The organism is Staphylococcus sp. FSL W8-0304 (genome assembly GCF_038006565.1).
Taxonomy (GTDB): domain Bacteria; phylum Bacillota; class Bacilli; order Staphylococcales; family Staphylococcaceae; genus Staphylococcus; species Staphylococcus epidermidis.
Genome location: NZ_JBBOVL010000001.1, coordinates 1,228,991 through 1,246,805 on the forward strand (window position 1 = coordinate 1,228,991; position 17,815 = coordinate 1,246,805).

General features: G+C 30.9%; 20 protein-coding genes and 2 pseudogenes. All 22 read left to right on the plus strand.

What is annotated here, in order from left to right; all coding sequences use genetic code 11:
- On the plus strand, positions 1-1,269 hold the full coding sequence (locus NST35_RS05805) for a peptidase U32 family protein (RefSeq protein WP_002446597.1): 1,269 nt from the start codon (positions 1-3) through the stop codon (positions 1,267-1,269).
- On the plus strand, positions 1,269-1,892 hold the full coding sequence (gene udk / locus NST35_RS05810) for a uridine kinase (RefSeq protein WP_002446596.1): 624 nt from the start codon (positions 1,269-1,271) through the stop codon (positions 1,890-1,892). The genes NST35_RS05805 and udk overlap by 1 nt, the downstream gene beginning before the upstream one ends.
- A 30-nt stretch (positions 1,893-1,922) precedes the next feature.
- The gene (gene greA, locus NST35_RS05815) at positions 1,923-2,399 is read left to right on the plus strand and encodes a transcription elongation factor GreA (protein ID WP_002457767.1); all 477 of its coding nucleotides are present in this window, start codon (positions 1,923-1,925) and stop codon (positions 2,397-2,399) included.
- Positions 2,400-2,886: 487 nt separating this feature from the next.
- Entirely contained in the window at positions 2,887-3,618 is a 732-nt protein-coding gene (gene pxpB, locus NST35_RS05820; RefSeq protein WP_002446594.1) for a 5-oxoprolinase subunit PxpB, read from the plus strand.
- The gene (locus NST35_RS05825) at positions 3,608-4,612 is read left to right on the plus strand and encodes a 5-oxoprolinase subunit C family protein (RefSeq protein WP_002457766.1); all 1,005 of its coding nucleotides are present in this window, start codon (positions 3,608-3,610) and stop codon (positions 4,610-4,612) included. The genes pxpB and NST35_RS05825 overlap by 11 nt, the downstream gene beginning before the upstream one ends.
- A pseudogene (locus tag NST35_RS12510) lies at positions 4,613-4,721 on the plus strand (acetyl-CoA carboxylase biotin carboxyl carrier protein subunit); the annotation flags it as partial.
- A gap of 80 nt (positions 4,722-4,801) precedes the next feature.
- Positions 4,802-5,053, plus strand: a pseudogene (locus tag NST35_RS12515) (acetyl-CoA carboxylase biotin carboxyl carrier protein); the annotation flags it as partial.
- Positions 5,054-5,066: 13 nt separating this feature from the next.
- Positions 5,067-6,425 (plus strand): acetyl-CoA carboxylase biotin carboxylase subunit, encoded by a 1,359-nt coding sequence (locus NST35_RS05835; protein ID WP_002457764.1) that lies wholly within the window; start codon positions 5,067-5,069, stop codon positions 6,423-6,425.
- A 2-nt stretch (positions 6,426-6,427) separates the two neighbouring features.
- Positions 6,428-7,180: a 5-oxoprolinase subunit PxpA gene (pxpA, locus tag NST35_RS05840; RefSeq protein WP_002457763.1), complete on the plus strand. Its 753-nt coding sequence runs from the start codon at positions 6,428-6,430 to the stop codon at positions 7,178-7,180.
- An 11-nt stretch (positions 7,181-7,191) separates the two neighbouring features.
- On the plus strand, positions 7,192-8,436 hold the full coding sequence (locus tag NST35_RS05845; RefSeq protein ID WP_020362631.1) for an NRAMP family divalent metal transporter: 1,245 nt from the start codon (positions 7,192-7,194) through the stop codon (positions 8,434-8,436).
- A gap of 197 nt (positions 8,437-8,633) precedes the next feature.
- Complete coding sequence (locus tag NST35_RS05850; RefSeq protein WP_002457760.1) at positions 8,634-9,320, plus strand: 5'-methylthioadenosine/adenosylhomocysteine nucleosidase; 687 nt, start codon at positions 8,634-8,636, stop codon at positions 9,318-9,320.
- A 43-nt stretch (positions 9,321-9,363) separates the two neighbouring features.
- The gene (locus NST35_RS05855) at positions 9,364-9,867 is read left to right on the plus strand and encodes a YqeG family HAD IIIA-type phosphatase (RefSeq protein ID WP_202595933.1); all 504 of its coding nucleotides are present in this window, start codon (positions 9,364-9,366) and stop codon (positions 9,865-9,867) included.
- Positions 9,868-10,968, plus strand: coding sequence for a ribosome biogenesis GTPase YqeH (gene yqeH / locus NST35_RS05860; RefSeq protein ID WP_001832784.1), 1,101 nt, complete (start codon positions 9,868-9,870; stop codon positions 10,966-10,968).
- 15 nt (positions 10,969-10,983) lie between these two features.
- The gene (gene aroE, locus NST35_RS05865; protein ID WP_340747275.1) at positions 10,984-11,793 is read left to right on the plus strand and encodes a shikimate dehydrogenase; all 810 of its coding nucleotides are present in this window, start codon (positions 10,984-10,986) and stop codon (positions 11,791-11,793) included.
- Positions 11,793-12,083 carry a ribosome assembly RNA-binding protein YhbY gene (gene yhbY, locus NST35_RS05870; protein ID WP_002496727.1) on the plus strand — a complete coding sequence of 97 codons (291 nt, stop codon included), beginning with the start codon at positions 11,793-11,795 and terminating at the stop codon, positions 12,081-12,083. The genes aroE and yhbY overlap by 1 nt, the downstream gene beginning before the upstream one ends.
- The gene (locus tag NST35_RS05875) at positions 12,083-12,658 is read left to right on the plus strand and encodes a nicotinate-nucleotide adenylyltransferase (protein WP_002457757.1); all 576 of its coding nucleotides are present in this window, start codon (positions 12,083-12,085) and stop codon (positions 12,656-12,658) included. Before yhbY ends, NST35_RS05875 begins: the two co-directional genes overlap by 1 nt.
- Positions 12,645-13,229, plus strand: coding sequence for a bis(5'-nucleosyl)-tetraphosphatase (symmetrical) YqeK (gene yqeK, locus NST35_RS05880; protein ID WP_020362628.1), 585 nt, complete (start codon positions 12,645-12,647; stop codon positions 13,227-13,229). The genes NST35_RS05875 and yqeK overlap by 14 nt, the downstream gene beginning before the upstream one ends.
- Positions 13,230-13,583: a ribosome silencing factor gene (rsfS, locus tag NST35_RS05885; protein ID WP_002457756.1), complete on the plus strand. Its 354-nt coding sequence runs from the start codon at positions 13,230-13,232 to the stop codon at positions 13,581-13,583. It begins immediately after the preceding gene.
- Between the two features lie 2 nt (positions 13,584-13,585).
- Positions 13,586-14,305, plus strand: coding sequence for a class I SAM-dependent DNA methyltransferase (locus tag NST35_RS05890; protein ID WP_002446579.1), 720 nt, complete (start codon positions 13,586-13,588; stop codon positions 14,303-14,305).
- A 58-nt stretch (positions 14,306-14,363) separates the two neighbouring features.
- The gene (locus NST35_RS05895) at positions 14,364-15,038 is read left to right on the plus strand and encodes a helix-hairpin-helix domain-containing protein (RefSeq protein ID WP_002457755.1); all 675 of its coding nucleotides are present in this window, start codon (positions 14,364-14,366) and stop codon (positions 15,036-15,038) included.
- A 79-nt stretch (positions 15,039-15,117) separates the two neighbouring features.
- Positions 15,118-15,579, plus strand: a complete 462-nt coding sequence (locus NST35_RS05900; protein WP_002446577.1) for a ComE operon protein 2 — start codon at positions 15,118-15,120, stop codon at positions 15,577-15,579.
- Positions 15,580-15,582: 3 nt separating this feature from the next.
- Positions 15,583-17,799 (plus strand): DNA internalization-related competence protein ComEC/Rec2, encoded by a 2,217-nt coding sequence (locus NST35_RS05905; protein WP_002457754.1) that lies wholly within the window; start codon positions 15,583-15,585, stop codon positions 17,797-17,799.
- Positions 17,800-17,815 lie beyond the last annotated feature (16 nt).

The following is a 17,815-nucleotide window of genomic DNA, read 5'->3' on the forward strand; positions in this document are numbered from 1 at the left end:
ATGAAAACTTTAGAAGAAGTTAAATCCAAGACCCAAAAGATAATGAAAAAGCCTGAACTACTTGCACCAGCTGGTAACTTAGAGAAACTTAAGATTGCTGTTCACTATGGTGCAGATGCAGTGTTTTTAGGTGGCCAAGAATATGGATTACGTTCTAATGCTGATAATTTTACTATGGAAGAGATTGCTGAAGGTGTAGACTTCGCTAATCATTATGGCGCTAAAATTTATGTTACAACGAATATTATTGCACATGATGAAAATATGGAGGGACTAGAAGAGTACTTGCAAAACCTTGAATCTACAGGTGCTACAGGTATTATAGTAGCGGATCCTCTTATCATAGAAACTTGTAAAAAAGTTGCGCCTAGACTAGAAATTCATTTATCAACGCAACAATCTCTTTCAAATTATAAAGCTGTTGAATTTTGGAAACAAGAAGGATTAGACCGAGTTGTACTTGCACGTGAAACTGGTGCAATGGAAATGAGTGAAATGAAAGAAAAAGTCGATATTGAAATAGAAGCGTTTATACATGGCGCAATGTGTATCGCATATTCTGGTCGTTGTACTTTAAGTAATCATATGACAGCTCGAGATTCTAATCGAGGTGGTTGTTGTCAGAGTTGTCGATGGGACTATGATTTACTTGAAGTTGATAGTGATGGAGACCTAGATTTATATTATGACAACAGTGATGTTACTCCTTTTGCAATGAGTCCTAAAGATTTAAAATTAATAGAATCTATACCTCAAATGATGGAATTAGGCATCGATTCGTTAAAAATTGAGGGACGCATGAAATCTATACATTACATTGCTACAGTTGTTTCTGTATATCGTAAAGTCATTGATGCATATGCTGAGGACCCCGAAAACTTTAAAATAAAACCGGAATGGTTAATGGAATTAAATAAATGTGCAAATCGTGACACAGCACCAGCTTTCTTTCAAGGTACACCTGGTTATGAAGAGCAAATGTTTGGTGAAGAACAGTCTAAAAAGTCATCTTATGATTTTTGTGGCCTCGTGCTAGATTATGACCATGAAACACAATTAGCAACAATACAACAGAGAAATCATTTTAAACCAGGACAAGAAATTGAGTTCTTCGGCCCAGAAATTGATAGTTTTAAACAAGTTGTTGAAGCGATTTACGACGAAGAAGGTAATTCTTTAGATGCAGCACGTCATCCATTACAAATTGTACAAATTAAAGTAGATAAGCCTATTTATTCTAACAACATGATGAGAAAGGAAATTGGCTAATGAATCAGACAACGATTATTGGCATTGCAGGGGGTTCGGGCTCTGGAAAAACTACAGTTACAAATGCAATTATGAAGAATTTAGAAGGTCATAGTGTCGCACTCTTAGCACAAGATTATTACTATAAAGATCAATCACATTTAACATTTGAAGAACGGCTTGAAACAAATTATGACCACCCGTTTGCATTTGATAATGATTTACTTATTCATAACTTAAAAGATTTAAGAAATGGAAAACCAGTTGAGGTACCTACGTATGATTATTCTCAACATACACGTAGTAAAGAAACAATTGCATTTGATCCAAAAGATGTTATTATCGTAGAAGGTATCTTTGCTTTAGAAAACAAGACATTACGAGACATGATGGATGTGAAAATTTATGTTGATACTGATGCTGATTTACGAATTTTACGCAGACTTACTAGAGATACTAAAGAGCGTGGTCGTACAATGGAATCAGTAATTAATCAATATCTTAATGTAGTTAGACCTATGCATGAGCAATTTATTGAACCTACAAAAAAGCATGCTGACATCATAATTCCTGAAGGAGGCAGCAATAAAGTTGCCATAGATATTATGACTACTAAAATCCAATCACTCGTAAGCAAAAAATAGTAATTTTTATAGTAAAGGAAGATGAGATTTATGGAAAACCAAAAACAATATCCTATGACTCAAGAAGGTTATGAGAAACTTGAACAAGAATTAGAAGAATTAAAAACGGTTAAAAGACCTGAGGTAGTTGAAAAAATAAAAGTAGCCCGTTCATTTGGAGACCTATCTGAGAACTCTGAGTATGATGCTGCTAAAGATGAACAAGGCTTTATTGAACAAGATATACAACGTATTGAACACATGATTAGAAATGCTTTAATCATTGAAGATAACGGTGATAACAATGTAGTTCAAATTGGTAAAACAGTTACTTTTATTGAATTACCTGGAGATGAAGAAGAAAGTTATCAAATCGTTGGGTCTGCTGAAGCTGACGCTTTTAAAGGAAAAATTTCTAACGAATCTCCAATGGCAATAGCATTAATTGGTAAAGGATTAAATGATCAAGTACGTGTTCCACTTCCTAACGGTGGCGAAATGAACGTTAAAATCGTTGAAATTAAGTAAATAATTTACCAAATGCGGGAAGTCAAACTTAAAAATCGTTGAATTACTTTCTAACCTCGATTCCGGGTAGTAATATAGAGAAATTTTGAGTAGAACCTTGTATATATAAGATTCTAATATATCATTTAAAAAGTGTTATTCTTGTATTTTGATAGTTATGATTACACTTCAATGCACTTTAAAACCTGAGACTATTTTTGATGTCTCAGGTTTTTTTTGTGTAATTTGAGAATAGTTTAAACATATGTTTGATGAGGTTTTATACAACACAGTATGACAAACTGTCATCAATATGATTAAATGATAATAGAAATTTAATGTTTAGAAGTTTGCAATAATTAAGATAACCTAATAACTTTAATTCAATTTATTATTTGTTATTATTAGCTATTTGAATTAATTATTAAACAACATCTTTATTGCAATGGTACAATAAAATTGTTGTAACAAATAATTCCTTAGTATTTTTAAAAGGAGGGATTTTGTTTTGAGGACACAATTTATTAATGAACAAACAATTATGATTTACTTTGAAAATGAAATTAGTGAATCTACGTTCAAAAAGGTACAACAAACAATTCAATACATAAAATCGAAAAATTTATCAGAAATAACAAACATTGTACCTTCTTATCGTGCTATTCTAATTTACTTTGATAACTCAGAGATAAATGGAGCTGAATTATTAGAAAATTTAGAATTTGATGAAGGTTTGAACAGTGGAAAACAATCACATTTTAAACAGCGTATCATTCATATACCTGTATTATATGGTGGAGATTTTGGTCCAGATTTATCAGAAGTAGCTAACGTTAATAAATTAAGTCAGGAAGCAGTTATTCAAATACATACACAACAACCTTATCTAATCTATATGCTTGGGTTTATGCCGGGTTTCCCTTACTTAGGTGGATTAGATGCTAAGTTGCACACACCTAGACGATCTGAACCTAGAATCAAAATTAACGCTGGTTCTGTTGGAATAGCAAATAATCAAACAGGTTTATATCCTATGGACTCACCTGGTGGTTGGCAGATTATTGGTCGCACACCAATAAAAGTTTTCGATTTAAATAGGTCACCAATGACGTTATATGAAGCTGGTGATTACATACAATTTTATAGTATTAATTATCAAGAGTTTGAAAAAATATCAAACGATATTAATAAAGGAAAATTTGATATAGATAAGTGGGTGACATATCAAGATGAGTATTAAAATTTTAAAGCCTGGTCTGTTTTCAACAATTCAAGATATAGGTAGAATTGGGTATCAGGATTTAGGATTTTCTGAAGCAGGTGCTTTAGATTACTATAGTTTTTCTATTGCACAAAAACTTATCGGAAATCAAGGACCAGCAATTGAATATACGTTAGTAGGTCCCAACATAGAATTTTTAACAGACAATACTTTTGCCATTGTCGGTGGTAATTCAGAACCGAAACTTAATGGTAACAAAATTGATTTACTAACCGTTTATCATGTGAGAAACGGAGATCAATTAGACATTGGTCAAATCACTGAAGGAGCAAGAGGATATATTGTTTTTGGACACCCACTTAAAATTGATAAAGTGGCTCAAAGCTATTCTACACATGTTAGGAGTGGAATGGGCGGATTTAAAGGTCGTGCATTAAAGAAATACGATGTTATTGCAACTCAAGTTAATCATAACTATAAAACTAATTTAGGAAAAACAATTGATTTTTCATCTATACCTGATAATAATTACATACACGTCATTGAAGGACCTCAAATCAATGAATTTGATGAAGAAACGATAGCTAAATTCGTTAATAGTGAATTCAAAATTTCTGATCAATCAGATCGAATGGGATACAGATTAAAAGGTAATACAGTAGCACCTAAAAATAGTGCTGATATCATTTCTGAACCTGTCGCTTTGGGAAGTATTCAAGTACCTAGCGACGGTAATCCCATTATTCTTTTAAATGATAAACAAACAATTGGTGGTTATACAAAAATTGCAACGGTAACACAATTAGATTTAAGAAAATTAGCACAGATGAAGCCTGGAGACATTATACAGTTTGAATGGATAACTGTTGAAGAAGCTTCTAAAAAGCTTAAAGAATTTAAGTCTAAATTTGAACAATTACTAAAGCGTTTTGATGAGCAACCATTGTTTAACCTAAATCATATTAGACATACTTCTAATAAAATTGCAGAAATAATTAAGGAGGATAGATAAATGGATATTAAAAAAATTGAGAAAGTCATTAAATTGGTAAAAGCTAATGATGTAAAAAAATTTAAGTATAAGGACGCTCATAATGAAATAGAACTTGATTTTACTAATGGAGCATCTCAACAATATTCACAACAATCATCTCAAGATATTCAACAAGATAATATTAAATCCTATGATGAAAAACAAGAAGACATATCAAATGACCAGCAAGAGATTAAATCTCCTATGGTTGGAACATTCTTCTTACAAGATAGTAAAGAATTAACAGAACCTAAGATTAAAGTTGGTGATACCGTAACTGAAGGAGATGTTATCGGTTACATTGAAGCTATGAAAGTTATGAATGAAGTAATTACGGATGTTTCAGGTGAGGTCACAGAAATATTAGTAGAACATGGAGACAATGTTGAATATGATCAGCTACTAGTTAGAGTTAAATAGGAGGAATTCATTGATGTATCGATGTTTGATTGCAAATAGAGGCGAAATAGCAGTAAGAATTATAAGAGCTTGTAGAGAGCTTAACATAGAGACAGTTGCCATTTATGCAAAAGGTGATGAAACCAGCTTACATGTAAGTTTAGCCGATCAAGCAATATGCATAGGTGAAGCAAATCCATTAGACAGTTATTTAAATATTGATCGTATTATATCTGCTGCAAAAGTTACAGAATCAAATGCTATTCACCCTGGCTATGGTTTCTTATCGGAATCTACGAATTTTGCGAAAGCCGTTGAAGATAACCATATACATTTTATTGGACCTAGTAAGACAACTATGGAAATGATGGGAGATAAAATTACTGCCAGACAAACTGTGAAACAAGCAGGTGTACCTGTTATACCAGGTTCTAATGATGCTGTTCAAAGTGTAGATGAAATTAAATTATTAGCCAAAGAAATTGGATTTCCAGTTGTACTAAAAGTAGCTAGTGGTGGTGGTGGGAAAGGTATCAGAATTGTTAAAGAAGCATCTCAATTGGATCAGGCATTGAAAGAGGCTAAAAGTGAAGGACAAAAATATTTTAATGATGATCGAGTGTATGTAGAGGCATTCATTCCAGTAGCAAAACATGTGGAAGTGCAGATTATCGGAGACGGTAAAAATAACTATGTTCACTTAGGTGAACGTGACTGTTCTGTTCAACGAAAGAATCAAAAATTAATAGAGGAAGCGCCTTGTGCTGCATTAACTGAACAAAGAAGAACAAGAATATGTAGTGATGCAGTTAAAGTAGCTCAAGCTTCAAGATATCGTAGTGCTGGAACAATAGAATTTTTAGTTACTGAAGATGCACATTACTTTATTGAAATGAATGCTCGTATTCAAGTTGAACATACAGTTACAGAAATGCGTGCAGATAGAGACTTATTACAAGCTCAGTTATATTTATTAACACACGGTGAATTACCATTCACTCAGAAAGATATTTTATTTAATGGTCATGTAATTGAGGCACGTATAAATGCTGAAAATCCTGAAAAAAATTTTTTACCTACTCCAGGAAAAGTTAATAAATTACACTTACCTCAAGGATTTAATATACGAGTAGATTCTTTACTTTACACAGGTTATCAAGTTTCTCCTTATTATGATTCACTTGTAGCTAAAGTGATTGTAAAGGATTCTAATAGACAAACTGCTATTAATAAACTAAAAGTTGCGTTAGATGAACTGGTCATCGAAGGTTTTACTACTACAGCTGACTTTTTATATGCGGTTTTAAATTATCCAATATATGCAAAAGGCGATGCAAGTAAAGTAGATATTAAATTTCTTGAAAAACATCAAATCATTAAAGAGGTGAAATGAAGTTGAAAATTGATTTAAATTGTGATCTAGGAGAAGCTTTCGGTAATTACACATTCGGTGGAGATCAGCATATTTTACCATTAATAACTTCTGCTAATATTGCTTGTGGTTATCATGCAGGTGATGAAGATGTTATGAATGAAACCGTTCAATTAGCGAAAAAAAATAATATAAGTATTGGAGCGCATCCAGGTCTTCCTGATTTGAAAGGCTTTGGTCGTCGTAAAATGGATCTTACCCCAAATGAAATTTATAACTTAGTTGTATATCAATTAGGTGCGTTAAGTGGCTTTTGTAAAATCAATCATGTAAAAATGATGCATGTTAAACCTCATGGTGCTCTTTATCAAATGGGGGCTAGAAATAAAGAAATTGCACATGCAATTGCTCAAGCAGTTTTTGATTTCGACTCAAATTTAATATTTGTCGGTTTAGCGAATACATTACTTATTTCGGAAGCTGAATTAGTGGGGCTTAGGGTAGCTTCGGAAGTGTTTGCTGACCGTCGTTATGAAGATGACGGTCAATTGGTAAGTAGAAAAAAACCCGATGCCACTATCACTAATACTGACGAAGCAATCCAACAAGCATTAAAAATGGTTTTGGAAAATAAAGTTGTAAGTAAAAATGGAAAAATTATCGATTTGAAAGCAGATACAATTTGTGTTCATGGAGATGGTGAACACGCATTAGAATTTGTTACGGAAATTAGAAATGAATTAATGAAAGAAGGCATTGATATTCAATCCTTATAGGGGGTCAAAAGATGGGGGAAAATACAAAACAAGATTTCAAACAAAATGGACAAAATTTTAAATTCACAAAAAGACATAGACGATTATTATATGGTTCAGTTTTTTTAATGGCTACATCAGCTATTGGTCCAGCATTTCTGACTCAAACTGCAGTGTTTACTGCACAATTTTATGCTAGTTTTGCATTCGCAATATTAATTTCTATTATTATAGATATAGGCGCTCAAATAAATATATGGAGAATATTAGTGGTAACTGGTTTACGTGGTCAAGAAATATCTAATAAAGTATTACCTGGACTTGGTACTATTATCTCCATTCTAATTGCATTTGGAGGTCTCGCATTTAACATAGGTAATATTGCTGGTGCAGGTTTAGGTTTAAATGCAATATTTGGTCTTGATGTCAAATGGGGGGCTGCAATAACAGCTATTTTTGCGATTCTTATCTTTGTTAGTAGAAGTGGTCAGAAAATAATGGATGTTATTAGTATGATTCTAGGTATCGTAATGATTTTAGTAGTAGCTTATGTCATGGTCGTTTCAAATCCCCCTTATGGAGATGCATTAGTACATACATTTGCACCTGAACATCCTTTCAAACTTATATTACCTATAATTACATTAGTTGGTGGTACAGTAGGGGGTTATATTACTTTTGCAGGTGCACATAGAATTCTAGATTCTGGTATAAAAGGTAAAACATACCTTCCTTTCGTAAATCGCTCTGCTATAGCAGGTATTTTAACAACTGGTGTTATGCGTACCTTATTGTTTTTAGCTGTACTAGGTGTTGTTGTAACTGGCGTTACGCTTAGTTCAGATAACCCACCAGCATCGGTTTTCCAACATGCATTAGGTCCTATAGGAAAAAATATTTTTGGTGTAGTAATATTTGCAGCAGCAATGTCCTCCGTAATTGGTTCTGCATATACTAGCGCAACATTTTTAAAAACACTACACAAATCGTTATTCCATAAAAATAATCTTATCGTTATTATATTTATTGTAATTTCAACTTTTATTTTCTTATTTATTGGTAAACCGGTGAGTTTACTTATAATAGCTGGAGCAATTAATGGTTGGATTCTACCAATCACATTAGGTGCAATTCTCATTGCAAGTAGGAAAAAATCTATCGTTGGTGATTACCAACACCCAACATGGATGCTTGTTTTTGGTATTATAGCCGTCATTGTCACGATAATGACTGGTATTTTTTCATTACAAGATTTAGCAAGTCTTTGGAAAGGTTAATTGTATAATAAAGTTCAATGACTACCCGCAACTGTTTTAAATCAATTGCAGGGTAGTTTTTAATTATAAATAAGAAGAGATATTAATTAATCATAGTGATTTAAGCATTCATACTTTAAAACTCACTATCGTGGAGATATTTAAAATGTGATAAAATACTTATGCTAATGCTTTATAAATGAGGTGTAAAAAGATATATGATAGGAATTATTGGAGCAATGGAAGAAGAAGTGACGATTTTAAAGCGTAAATTGAATGATATGAATGAAATAAATATTGCGCATGTTAAATTTTATGTTGGCACGCTAAACCACAAAGATGTGGTTTTAACACAAAGTGGTATAGGTAAAGTTAATGCTTCTATCTCAACGACTTTGTTAATAGAAAAATTTAATCCAGAAGTCGTCATCAATACTGGATCAGCAGGTGCATTAGATCAAACACTATCTATTGGAGATATATTAGTGAGTAACCATGTTTTATATCATGATGCTAATGCTACAGCGTTTGGTTATGAATATGGACAAATACCTCAAATGCCTAAAACTTATACTACTGATCCTACATTGTTGAAAAAAACAATGCATGTATTAGAACAACAACAACTGAATGGTAAAGTAGGTATGATTGTTAGTGGTGATAGTTTTATAGGTAGCTCAGAGCAGCGACAAAAAATTAAGCAACAATTTCCAGAAGCTATGGCTGTCGAAATGGAGGCAACTGCAATTGCGCAAACATGTTACCAATTTAAAGTACCATTTATCGTAACTAGAGCTGTTTCTGACTTAGCAAACGGTAAAGCCGATATTTCTTTTGAAGAATTTTTAGATAAAGCAGCTTTATCATCTAGTGAGACAGTTTCATTATTAGTAGAATCATTATAAAGGTAAAGGTGAAAAGATAGTGGGAATCATAAAAAATTTATTTATGCCAAATGCATATGTGAAATCAATATTTGAAATTGATATAGAAAAACTTGCTGATAGTGGTGTTAAAGGTATCATAACTGATTTAGATAATACACTTGTTGGTTGGGATGTTAAAGAACCTACTAACGGTGTTAAATCGTGGTTTGCTAAGGCTAAAGATTTAGGAATAACTGTTACAATTGTGTCAAATAATAATAAAAGTCGTGTATCAAGTTTCTCTAGTAGTTTAGGTGTAGATTATATATTCAAAGCACGTAAACCAATGGGGAAAGCCTTTAAGATGGCTATAAAAAAAATGAAAATCCAACCGAGAGAAACTGTTGTTGTAGGAGATCAAATGCTTACTGATGTGTTTGGTGGCAATTGTAATGGTTTATATACAATTATGGTAGTACCTGTTAAACGGACTGATGGATTAATTACAAAGTTTAATCGATTAATTGAAAGACGATTATTAAATCATTTTAGAAAAAAAGGTTATATTAAATGGGAGGAAAATTGATTGAATGAAATACTAAAATGTATTGGATGTGGTGCACCCCTACAGTCAGAAAATAAAGACGCACCCGGCTATGTTCCAGAACATAATATGTTTCGAGAAGATGTCATCTGTAGAAGATGTTTTAGATTGAAAAATTATAATGAAGTTCAAGATGTGGGTATGGAAAGTGAAGATTTTTTAAATCTACTTACTGGACTATCTGAAAAAAAAGGAATTATTGTCAATGTAGTAGATGTGTTTGATTTTGAAGGGTCATTCATCAATGCAATACAACGGATTGTTGGTAATAAAAAAATTATATTAGTGGCAAATAAAATAGATTTATTACCTAAACAAATTAATCATCGACGTGTAAAAGAATGGTTAAGAAAATCTGCTCGTAAATATGGATTAGAAGCAGAAGATGTCGTTCTTATTTCTGCAAATAAAGGTTGGGGGATTGATGAATTATTGCAATCTATAAACCACGTAAGAAATAAAGATGACGTATACATTGTAGGTACAACAAATGTTGGAAAATCTACATTAATTAATAAATTAATTGAACAGAGTGTGGGAGAAAAGGATGTAGTAACTACATCACGCTTTCCAGGAACAACTTTAGATATGATAGATATTCCATTAGACGAAAAATCATTTATGTTTGATACACCAGGTATCATTCAATCACATCAAATGACAAACTATGTATCTGAAAATGAGTTGAAAATCATTATACCTAAAAATGAAATAAAGCAACGTGTGTATCAACTTAATGAAAAACAGACATTATTTTTCGGAGGATTGGCACGCATTGATTATGTATCTGGTGGTAAAAGACCACTTGTTTGTTTCTTTTCAAATGATTTAAATATTCATAGAACTAAAACCGAAAAAGCTAATGATTTATGGAAATCTCAATTAGGCGCATTGCTTTCACCACCTCAAGATGCACAACAATTTAATCTTAATGATGTAAAAGCAGTAAGACTGGAAACCGGTAAAACTAAACGTGATATTATGATATCTGGTTTAGGATTCATAACTATTGATGCTGGTGCAAAAGTGATAGTTCGTGTTCCAAAACATGTAGATGTTATTTTAAGAAATTCAATTCTTTAAAAAGAGGTGATAAAAGTGAAATTTGCAGTAATTGGAAACCCCATTTCTCATTCATTATCGCCATTGATGCATCATGCTAATTTTCAATCTTTAAAATTGGAAAGCACTTATGAAGCGATAAATGTACCAGTTAATCAATTTCAAGACATAAAAAAAATAATTTCAGAAAAGAGCATTGATGGATTCAATGTTACTATTCCACATAAAGAACGTATTATTCCGTACCTAGATGATATTAATGAACAAGCGAAATCTGTTGGGGCGGTAAATACAGTTTTAGTTAAAGATGGTAAGTGGATTGGTTATAATACTGATGGAATTGGTTATGTTAATGGTTTAAAACAAATATATGAAGGTATAGAAGACGCTTATATATTAATTTTAGGTGCAGGTGGCGCAAGTAAAGGCATAGCAAATGAATTATATAAAATCGTTCGTCCTACTTTAACAGTTGCAAATAGAACGATGTCTCGTTTTAATAATTGGTCGTTAAATATTAACAAAATAAATTTAAGCCATGCAGAACGCCATTTAGATGAATTTGATATTATAATAAACACTACACCTGCTGGTATGAACGGAAATAAAGATTCTGTAATTTCTTTAAATCGTTTAGCTTCTCATACATTAGTAAGTGATATTGTTTATAATCCATATAAAACACCAATACTGATAGAAGCTGAACAAAAAGGAAATCCAATCTATAATGGTCTCGATATGTTCGTTCATCAAGGTGCTGAAAGTTTTAAAATTTGGACTAATCTAGAACCAGATATAGAAGCAATGAAAAAAGTAGTAATTCATGAATTGAAAGGAGAATTATGATGTTAACTGGTAAGCAAAAAAGATATTTACGTAGTTTAGCTCATAACATTGATCCAACTTTCCAAATAGGTAAAGGTGGTATTAATGAAAATATGATTCAACAAATTTCTGAAACATTAGAAAAGAGAGAATTAATTAAGATTCATATATTACAAAATAATTTTGATGATAAAAAAGATTTAGCAGCAATAGTAGCTGAGCAAACGCAAAGTGAATTGGTACAAATAATCGGGTCAATGATTGTGTTATATAAAGAGTCTGAAGAAAATAAAGAAATCAAATTGCCATAATGAATCAAAAAATCGTTCTCTTTGGCGGTCAATTTAACCCGATTCACACTGCTCACTTAGCAGTAGCAAGTGAGGTTTATCATGCTATTAAACCAGATATATTTTTCTTTTTGCCTAGTTATATGGCCCCTTTAAAGCATCATAATACACAATTATATTCTGAACAACGAGTAAAAATGATACAGCTCGCTATTAAGGAGATTGGATTTGGTGAAATTTGCACTACTGATTTAGATAGAAAAGGTCCAAGCTATACGTATGAAACCATTTTGCATCTCAGAGAAATATATCATAATGCACAGTTATACTTTATTATTGGAACAGATCAGTATAAACAATTGGATAAGTGGTATAAAATTAATGAATTAAAAAAACTTGTAACCTTTATTGTTGTGAATAGAGAAACTGATAACCAAAATGTAAGTAAAGAGATGATTTCTATAAAGATACCTCGAATAGATATAAGCTCCACAATGATTAGAAATAGAGTGAAAATGAACCAATCTATAAAAGTTTTAGTACCCAAAGGGGTAGAGAATTATATAAAGGAGGAGGGGTTATATGGAGATAAGTAAAGCTAAAGAACTGGTAAAAGAAAAACTGCCTGATAAACGTTATCAACATTCATTACGAGTGGCGGATACCGCAGTTAAGTTAGCAGAAATATACGATGGTGATATCAAAAAAGCTGAGTTGGCAGGTATATTACATGATTACTGTAAATACGAAGACTTAAGTACAATGTATCAAATTGTTAGACAACATGACCTTGAAAGTGATTTGCTTAGTTATGGTGGAGAGATTCTTCATGGACCAGTATGTGCGGCAATTATGAAGCATGAATTTGATGTAAATGATGAAGAAGTTTTACTTGCTATAAAATATCATACGACTGGACGTCAACAAATGACTAAAACTGAGAAACTTGTTTTTATTGCAGACTATATAGAGCCTGGTAGAAAAACGCCTGGAGTTGAAGAAATTAGAGATATGGCATACAATCAAGGTAGCTTAGATAAGACAATTTATGAGATTTCTAAGCGTACTGTATTATTTTTAATAGAAAAGGATATTACTGTATATGGCGCCACAATTGCGTGTTTAAATTATTATAATTATAGCGATGAAAGAATAAAGGATGATTAAATGAATTCAGAAGAATTATTAAATATTGCTGTCGAAGCGGCAGAGAATAAGAAAGCAGAAGATATTATTTCTCTCAATATGAATGAAATTAGTGATATGACAGATTATTTTGTAGTCTGTCACGGGAACAATGAACGTCAAGTTCAGTCCATTGCTAGATCTGTTAAAGAAGTGGCACATAAACATGATATTGAAGTTAAACGTATGGAAGGCTATCAAGAAGCTCGATGGATACTTATTGATTTAGCAAATGTAGTTGTTCATGTGTTTCATAAAGATGAAAGAAGCTACTACAATTTAGAGAAATTGTATCAAGATGCACCTATTAAAGAATATGGTCAGGCAGTATTTTAGTCATGAATCAATATGAAGATATGAGTTTAGTTTATGACCAACTTACTCAAGATCAACCGTATCATTCGTGGTTTAATATTGTTCAACATTTCTTACCTTCTGATAGTCATGATTTGTTAGATATTGGTTGTGGTACTGGCAACTTAACACAGTTACTAACGTCACTAGGTGAAGTTACTGGTATGGATATTAGTGTAGATATGTTATCAATAGCTAGCCAAAAAACAAATCAGGTGAAGTGGATTGAAGGCAATATGACTCACTTTAATTTGAACAAAAAATTTAATATGATTACAATATTTTGTGATTCACTGAATTATTTAGAAACATTAAATGATGTAAAAATGACATTCGAAAGAGTGTATCAGCATTTAAATAAAAATGGTGTTTTTATTTTTGATGTACATACTGTTCATAAAATGAAAACATTATTTAATAATAAAAGTTATATTGATGAATCTGATAATGTTTTTGTAGGTTGGGATGCAATATGTGGGGAAGAACCATTAAGTGTTTATCATGAAATGACTTTCTTTGTATCACAGCAAAATGGATTGTATCGACGCTTTGACGAATCACATTATCAAAGAACATATGACGAACAAATCTATCGAAATTTACTACAAGATGTTGGGTATCATAGTGTTAAGACTTTTACAGACTTTAACATTCACAGTCATGAAGAAGATGCTCATCGTTTATTTTTTGTTGCTAAAAAATAAATTTTTAAAAGTAAAATCACTTCTCAGTACGTTAATAATACTGAAGGAGTGATTTTTTGTGTTTAATATTAATAGGCGATATATCGACTTTTTTATGAAATGGAAATTTTACATCTTAATTATATTAATAATGTTAATAACATTCTTTTTTTACTTGTTCAACGATAACAATAGTGATTTGAAACAGAATAGTCAGGAAGGACAATCTAAATTATCTGACCAGCAAATAACAAACAACAAAAAGTTAAATAAAAAAGAAGTGTCTATTCAAAAAGATAATACAAAAGAAACTAAAATATTTATCGATATTAAAGGTGCTGTTAAACATCCGAATGTATATGAAATGTCTTCTTCGAATAGAGTCATTGATGCTTTAAATAAAGCAGAGGTATTAAAGGATGCAGACTTATCACAATTAAATCTTTCTGAAAAATTAGTTGACCAAAAACTTATCTATGTTCCTAAAAAGGGTGAGAATAGTATGAAAATAGACTCACAGCAAGCAGCATTGAATTCGAGTGACGTAAAAATCAACACGAATCAACCTTTGAATTTAAACTCTGCTACTGAAGAACAATTGAAAAACATACCAGGTATAGGTCCAAGTAAAGCTAAAGATATTTTAAATTACAGAGAAAAAAATAATGGATTTAATAGTATCAATGACTTAATGAAAATAAAAGGATTTGGAAAGAAGACATTTGAAAAACTGAAAGAACATTTTACTATTTAAATCATCATTTATTGCAATATTAAATCTAAATGATTAAGCTATAAATATTACAACTACTTATTTTAAGGAGGCATAGTTAATGGAACGAATTAAATGGGAAGAATACTTCATGGCTCAGAGTCATTTACTGGCATTAAGATCAACGTGTAGAAGATTATCAGTTGGTGCTACAATCGTAAAGGATAATAGAATAATAGCGGGTGGATATAACGGCTCAGTAGCTGGAGAAGTGCACTGTATTGATGAGGGATGTTTGATTGAAGATGGACATTGTATACGTACTATTCATGCAGAAATGAACGCGCTACTACAATGTGCAAAACAGGGTGTATCAACAGAAGGTGCAACGATTTACGTTACTCATTTCCCTTGTTTAAATTGTACGAAATCAATAATACAAGCAGGTATCAAAACGATTTACTATGCACAAGATTATCATAATCATGACTATGCCATTAAATTATTGAAGCAATCAGGAATTGAATATAAAAAAATTCCGTTTTCACCTGAATATGTTGCTCAATATCTGACTCAAGAATAACCAATGTTTTACATTGCTCTTTCTTTTTTGGTAGGGGTACTTTGGATAAAATTCAAAGTAATCTCTATCTCCTTAATATTAACGCTTTTGTTACTAATTATGATTAAAAGGCTTAATATTATAATACTATCATTAATGTTTATTTCAGCTATAAGTTCATTTTTTTTAATAAGTTCCTATAACCAAACTGAAATTAAAAACTTAAATAGTTTATATAGTGAACCTTTTATTGATGATTTTGTTAGTTTTAAATCTTTTACACCTAAATCAACATACTATACTGGCATATTAAATTATAAAAATAAAGACTATAGATACTTTTATAAAGCATTAAAGTCAAATTTGAAGCAAGATTTAACTCATAAAAGTTGTCGAGTTAAAGGAGAATTTAAATTCGATAAAGAGTTTCTCTTGTTGAATATTTCAACAGTTCAATTTAAGTCTTGCCAGGAAAACAGTATTTTCACTCCTATATATCATCATCAAAATTATATCACCAAAATTATTCATAAATCTGGAGTCACGCATCCTGAAAGAATATTAGCGTTGATAACTGGTGATACCTCTCTAATTGATGAATACTACAAATCTAACATCAGAGATATAGGTATTTACCATTTACTAGCTATAAGTGGTACACATGTTGGTACAATTATTGTCCTCGTTTATCAACTGTTAGTACGTTTAAATATACCTCTAGTTCTCATTAAAGGTGTAACTATTTTACTATTATTAATCTACGCTGTTTATACTGGATTTGTACCCAGTGCCATGCGTGCTATTTCAATTGCAATCATCATACTTATGTTGCCAATCCATTTTAGGAAAAGTTCTATACATGTGCTTTCATTTATATTTGTGTTAATGATTGTCTTAAATCCTCAATTTATTAATCATATTGGTTTTCAGTTCTCTTTTTTGATAAGTTTATTTATTATATTGACAAAACCATATATAAGTGGTTTAAAACCACTTAAATGTTTATTTATTATTAGCTTTTTGGCTCAATTAGGTTCAATTGTAATTAATATCTATCATTTTAATCAATTTCAATGGATAGGTTTGCTATCTAATTTGATATTTGTTCCATTCTACTCTTTTATATTATTTCCTTCTGTCATTATCTACTTTATTTTAATTCACTTTTTTCAACATAGCTTACTATTAAATACCTATATAAATATGCTTTTTAAAATTCACGATTGGATAGTTCATTTATTTTTAAATTTAAATCATTTTAAGTGGTACATTCCTAAATTAAACCAATATAGTTTACTTATTTTGATTATACTAACGTTAATTTTTCTTTACATACTTGTCTATAGAGGGATTGTTACATCCGTAATAAGTTTTTTAATTGTTTTAATCATTTTTACACATTTAATTGGACCACATTATGCCGAGTTAACACTTTTTGATGTGGGCCAAGGAGATAGCATTTTATTCAAAACAAAGTCAAATAAAAATGTTTTGATTGATACAGGAGGGAAAAGAAATGAAAATGTAAGTTTTAAACATAATAATATTGCCAAATATAAAATTTTACCCAGTATTAAGAAAAAGGGTATTACCACTATAAATTATTTAGTAATTACACATCCTCATGCTGATCATATGGGTGAATTAATATATTTTTTAAATAATATTAATGTGAATAATCTCGTTTTAAATATTGAAAGTTTCCCATTAGAATTACTTAAAGAGGTTACGACAAAATGCAAGGAGAAAGAGATAAAGATCATAGATGTAAACCAAGTTAAAAAAATAGAAATTGATAATAGTAAGATAAGCTTTTTAAATAGTTTTATACCATTAAGTGATGATAAAAATGAACATTCTATTGTTACATTAATTCAATATAATGATATTAATATTTTACTGATGGGAGATGCAACTGTTAATAATGAAGACATTCTTATGAAGAGATATAATTTACCAAAAATAGATATTCTAAAAGTTGGTCATCATGGAAGTAGGACAAGTAGTTCGGAATTATTTATTAAAGATATTGAACCTAAAATCAGTCTTATATCTAGTGGTAAAAATAATAAGTATCATTTACCTAATTTGGATGTTATTCAAAGATTAAAATATTATGGTAGTAAAGTTTTTGATACTCAAGACAACGGGGAATTAACTATAAATTTAGATGAAGAAGTTTACATAGTCTACCGTGATATTTTAAATCAAAAGAGTTTAGCTAGAGAAAGTGTATCGTAAAGTGATATAATTCATG

Excerpts from the sequence above, each read along its gene's own strand:
- NST35_RS05905 (WP_002457754.1), top strand. The coding sequence starts at position 15,583 with ATGTTTTACATTGCTCTTTCTTTTTTGGTAGGGGTACTTTGGATAAAA.
- NST35_RS05835 (WP_002457764.1), top strand. The coding sequence starts at position 5,067 with ATGTATCGATGTTTGATTGCAAATAGAGGCGAAATAGCAGTAAGAATT.
- NST35_RS05890 (WP_002446579.1), top strand. The coding sequence starts at position 13,586 with ATGAATCAATATGAAGATATGAGTTTAGTTTATGACCAACTTACTCAA.
- NST35_RS05805 (WP_002446597.1), top strand. The coding sequence starts at position 1 with ATGAAAACTTTAGAAGAAGTTAAATCCAAGACCCAAAAGATAATGAAA.
- yhbY (WP_002496727.1), top strand. The coding sequence starts at position 11,793 with ATGTTAACTGGTAAGCAAAAAAGATATTTACGTAGTTTAGCTCATAAC.
- yqeK (WP_020362628.1), top strand. The coding sequence starts at position 12,645 with ATGGAGATAAGTAAAGCTAAAGAACTGGTAAAAGAAAAACTGCCTGAT.
- NST35_RS05825 (WP_002457766.1), top strand. The coding sequence starts at position 3,608 with ATGAGTATTAAAATTTTAAAGCCTGGTCTGTTTTCAACAATTCAAGAT.
- greA (WP_002457767.1), top strand. The coding sequence starts at position 1,923 with ATGGAAAACCAAAAACAATATCCTATGACTCAAGAAGGTTATGAGAAA.
- NST35_RS05855 (WP_202595933.1), top strand. The coding sequence starts at position 9,364 with ATGCCAAATGCATATGTGAAATCAATATTTGAAATTGATATAGAAAAA.
- NST35_RS05850 (WP_002457760.1), top strand. The coding sequence starts at position 8,634 with ATGATAGGAATTATTGGAGCAATGGAAGAAGAAGTGACGATTTTAAAG.
- udk (WP_002446596.1), top strand. The coding sequence starts at position 1,269 with ATGAATCAGACAACGATTATTGGCATTGCAGGGGGTTCGGGCTCTGGA.
- NST35_RS05845 (WP_020362631.1), top strand. The coding sequence starts at position 7,192 with ATGGGGGAAAATACAAAACAAGATTTCAAACAAAATGGACAAAATTTT.
- NST35_RS05900 (WP_002446577.1), top strand. The coding sequence starts at position 15,118 with ATGGAACGAATTAAATGGGAAGAATACTTCATGGCTCAGAGTCATTTA.
- rsfS (WP_002457756.1), top strand. The coding sequence starts at position 13,230 with ATGAATTCAGAAGAATTATTAAATATTGCTGTCGAAGCGGCAGAGAAT.
- NST35_RS05875 (WP_002457757.1), top strand. The coding sequence starts at position 12,083 with ATGAATCAAAAAATCGTTCTCTTTGGCGGTCAATTTAACCCGATTCAC.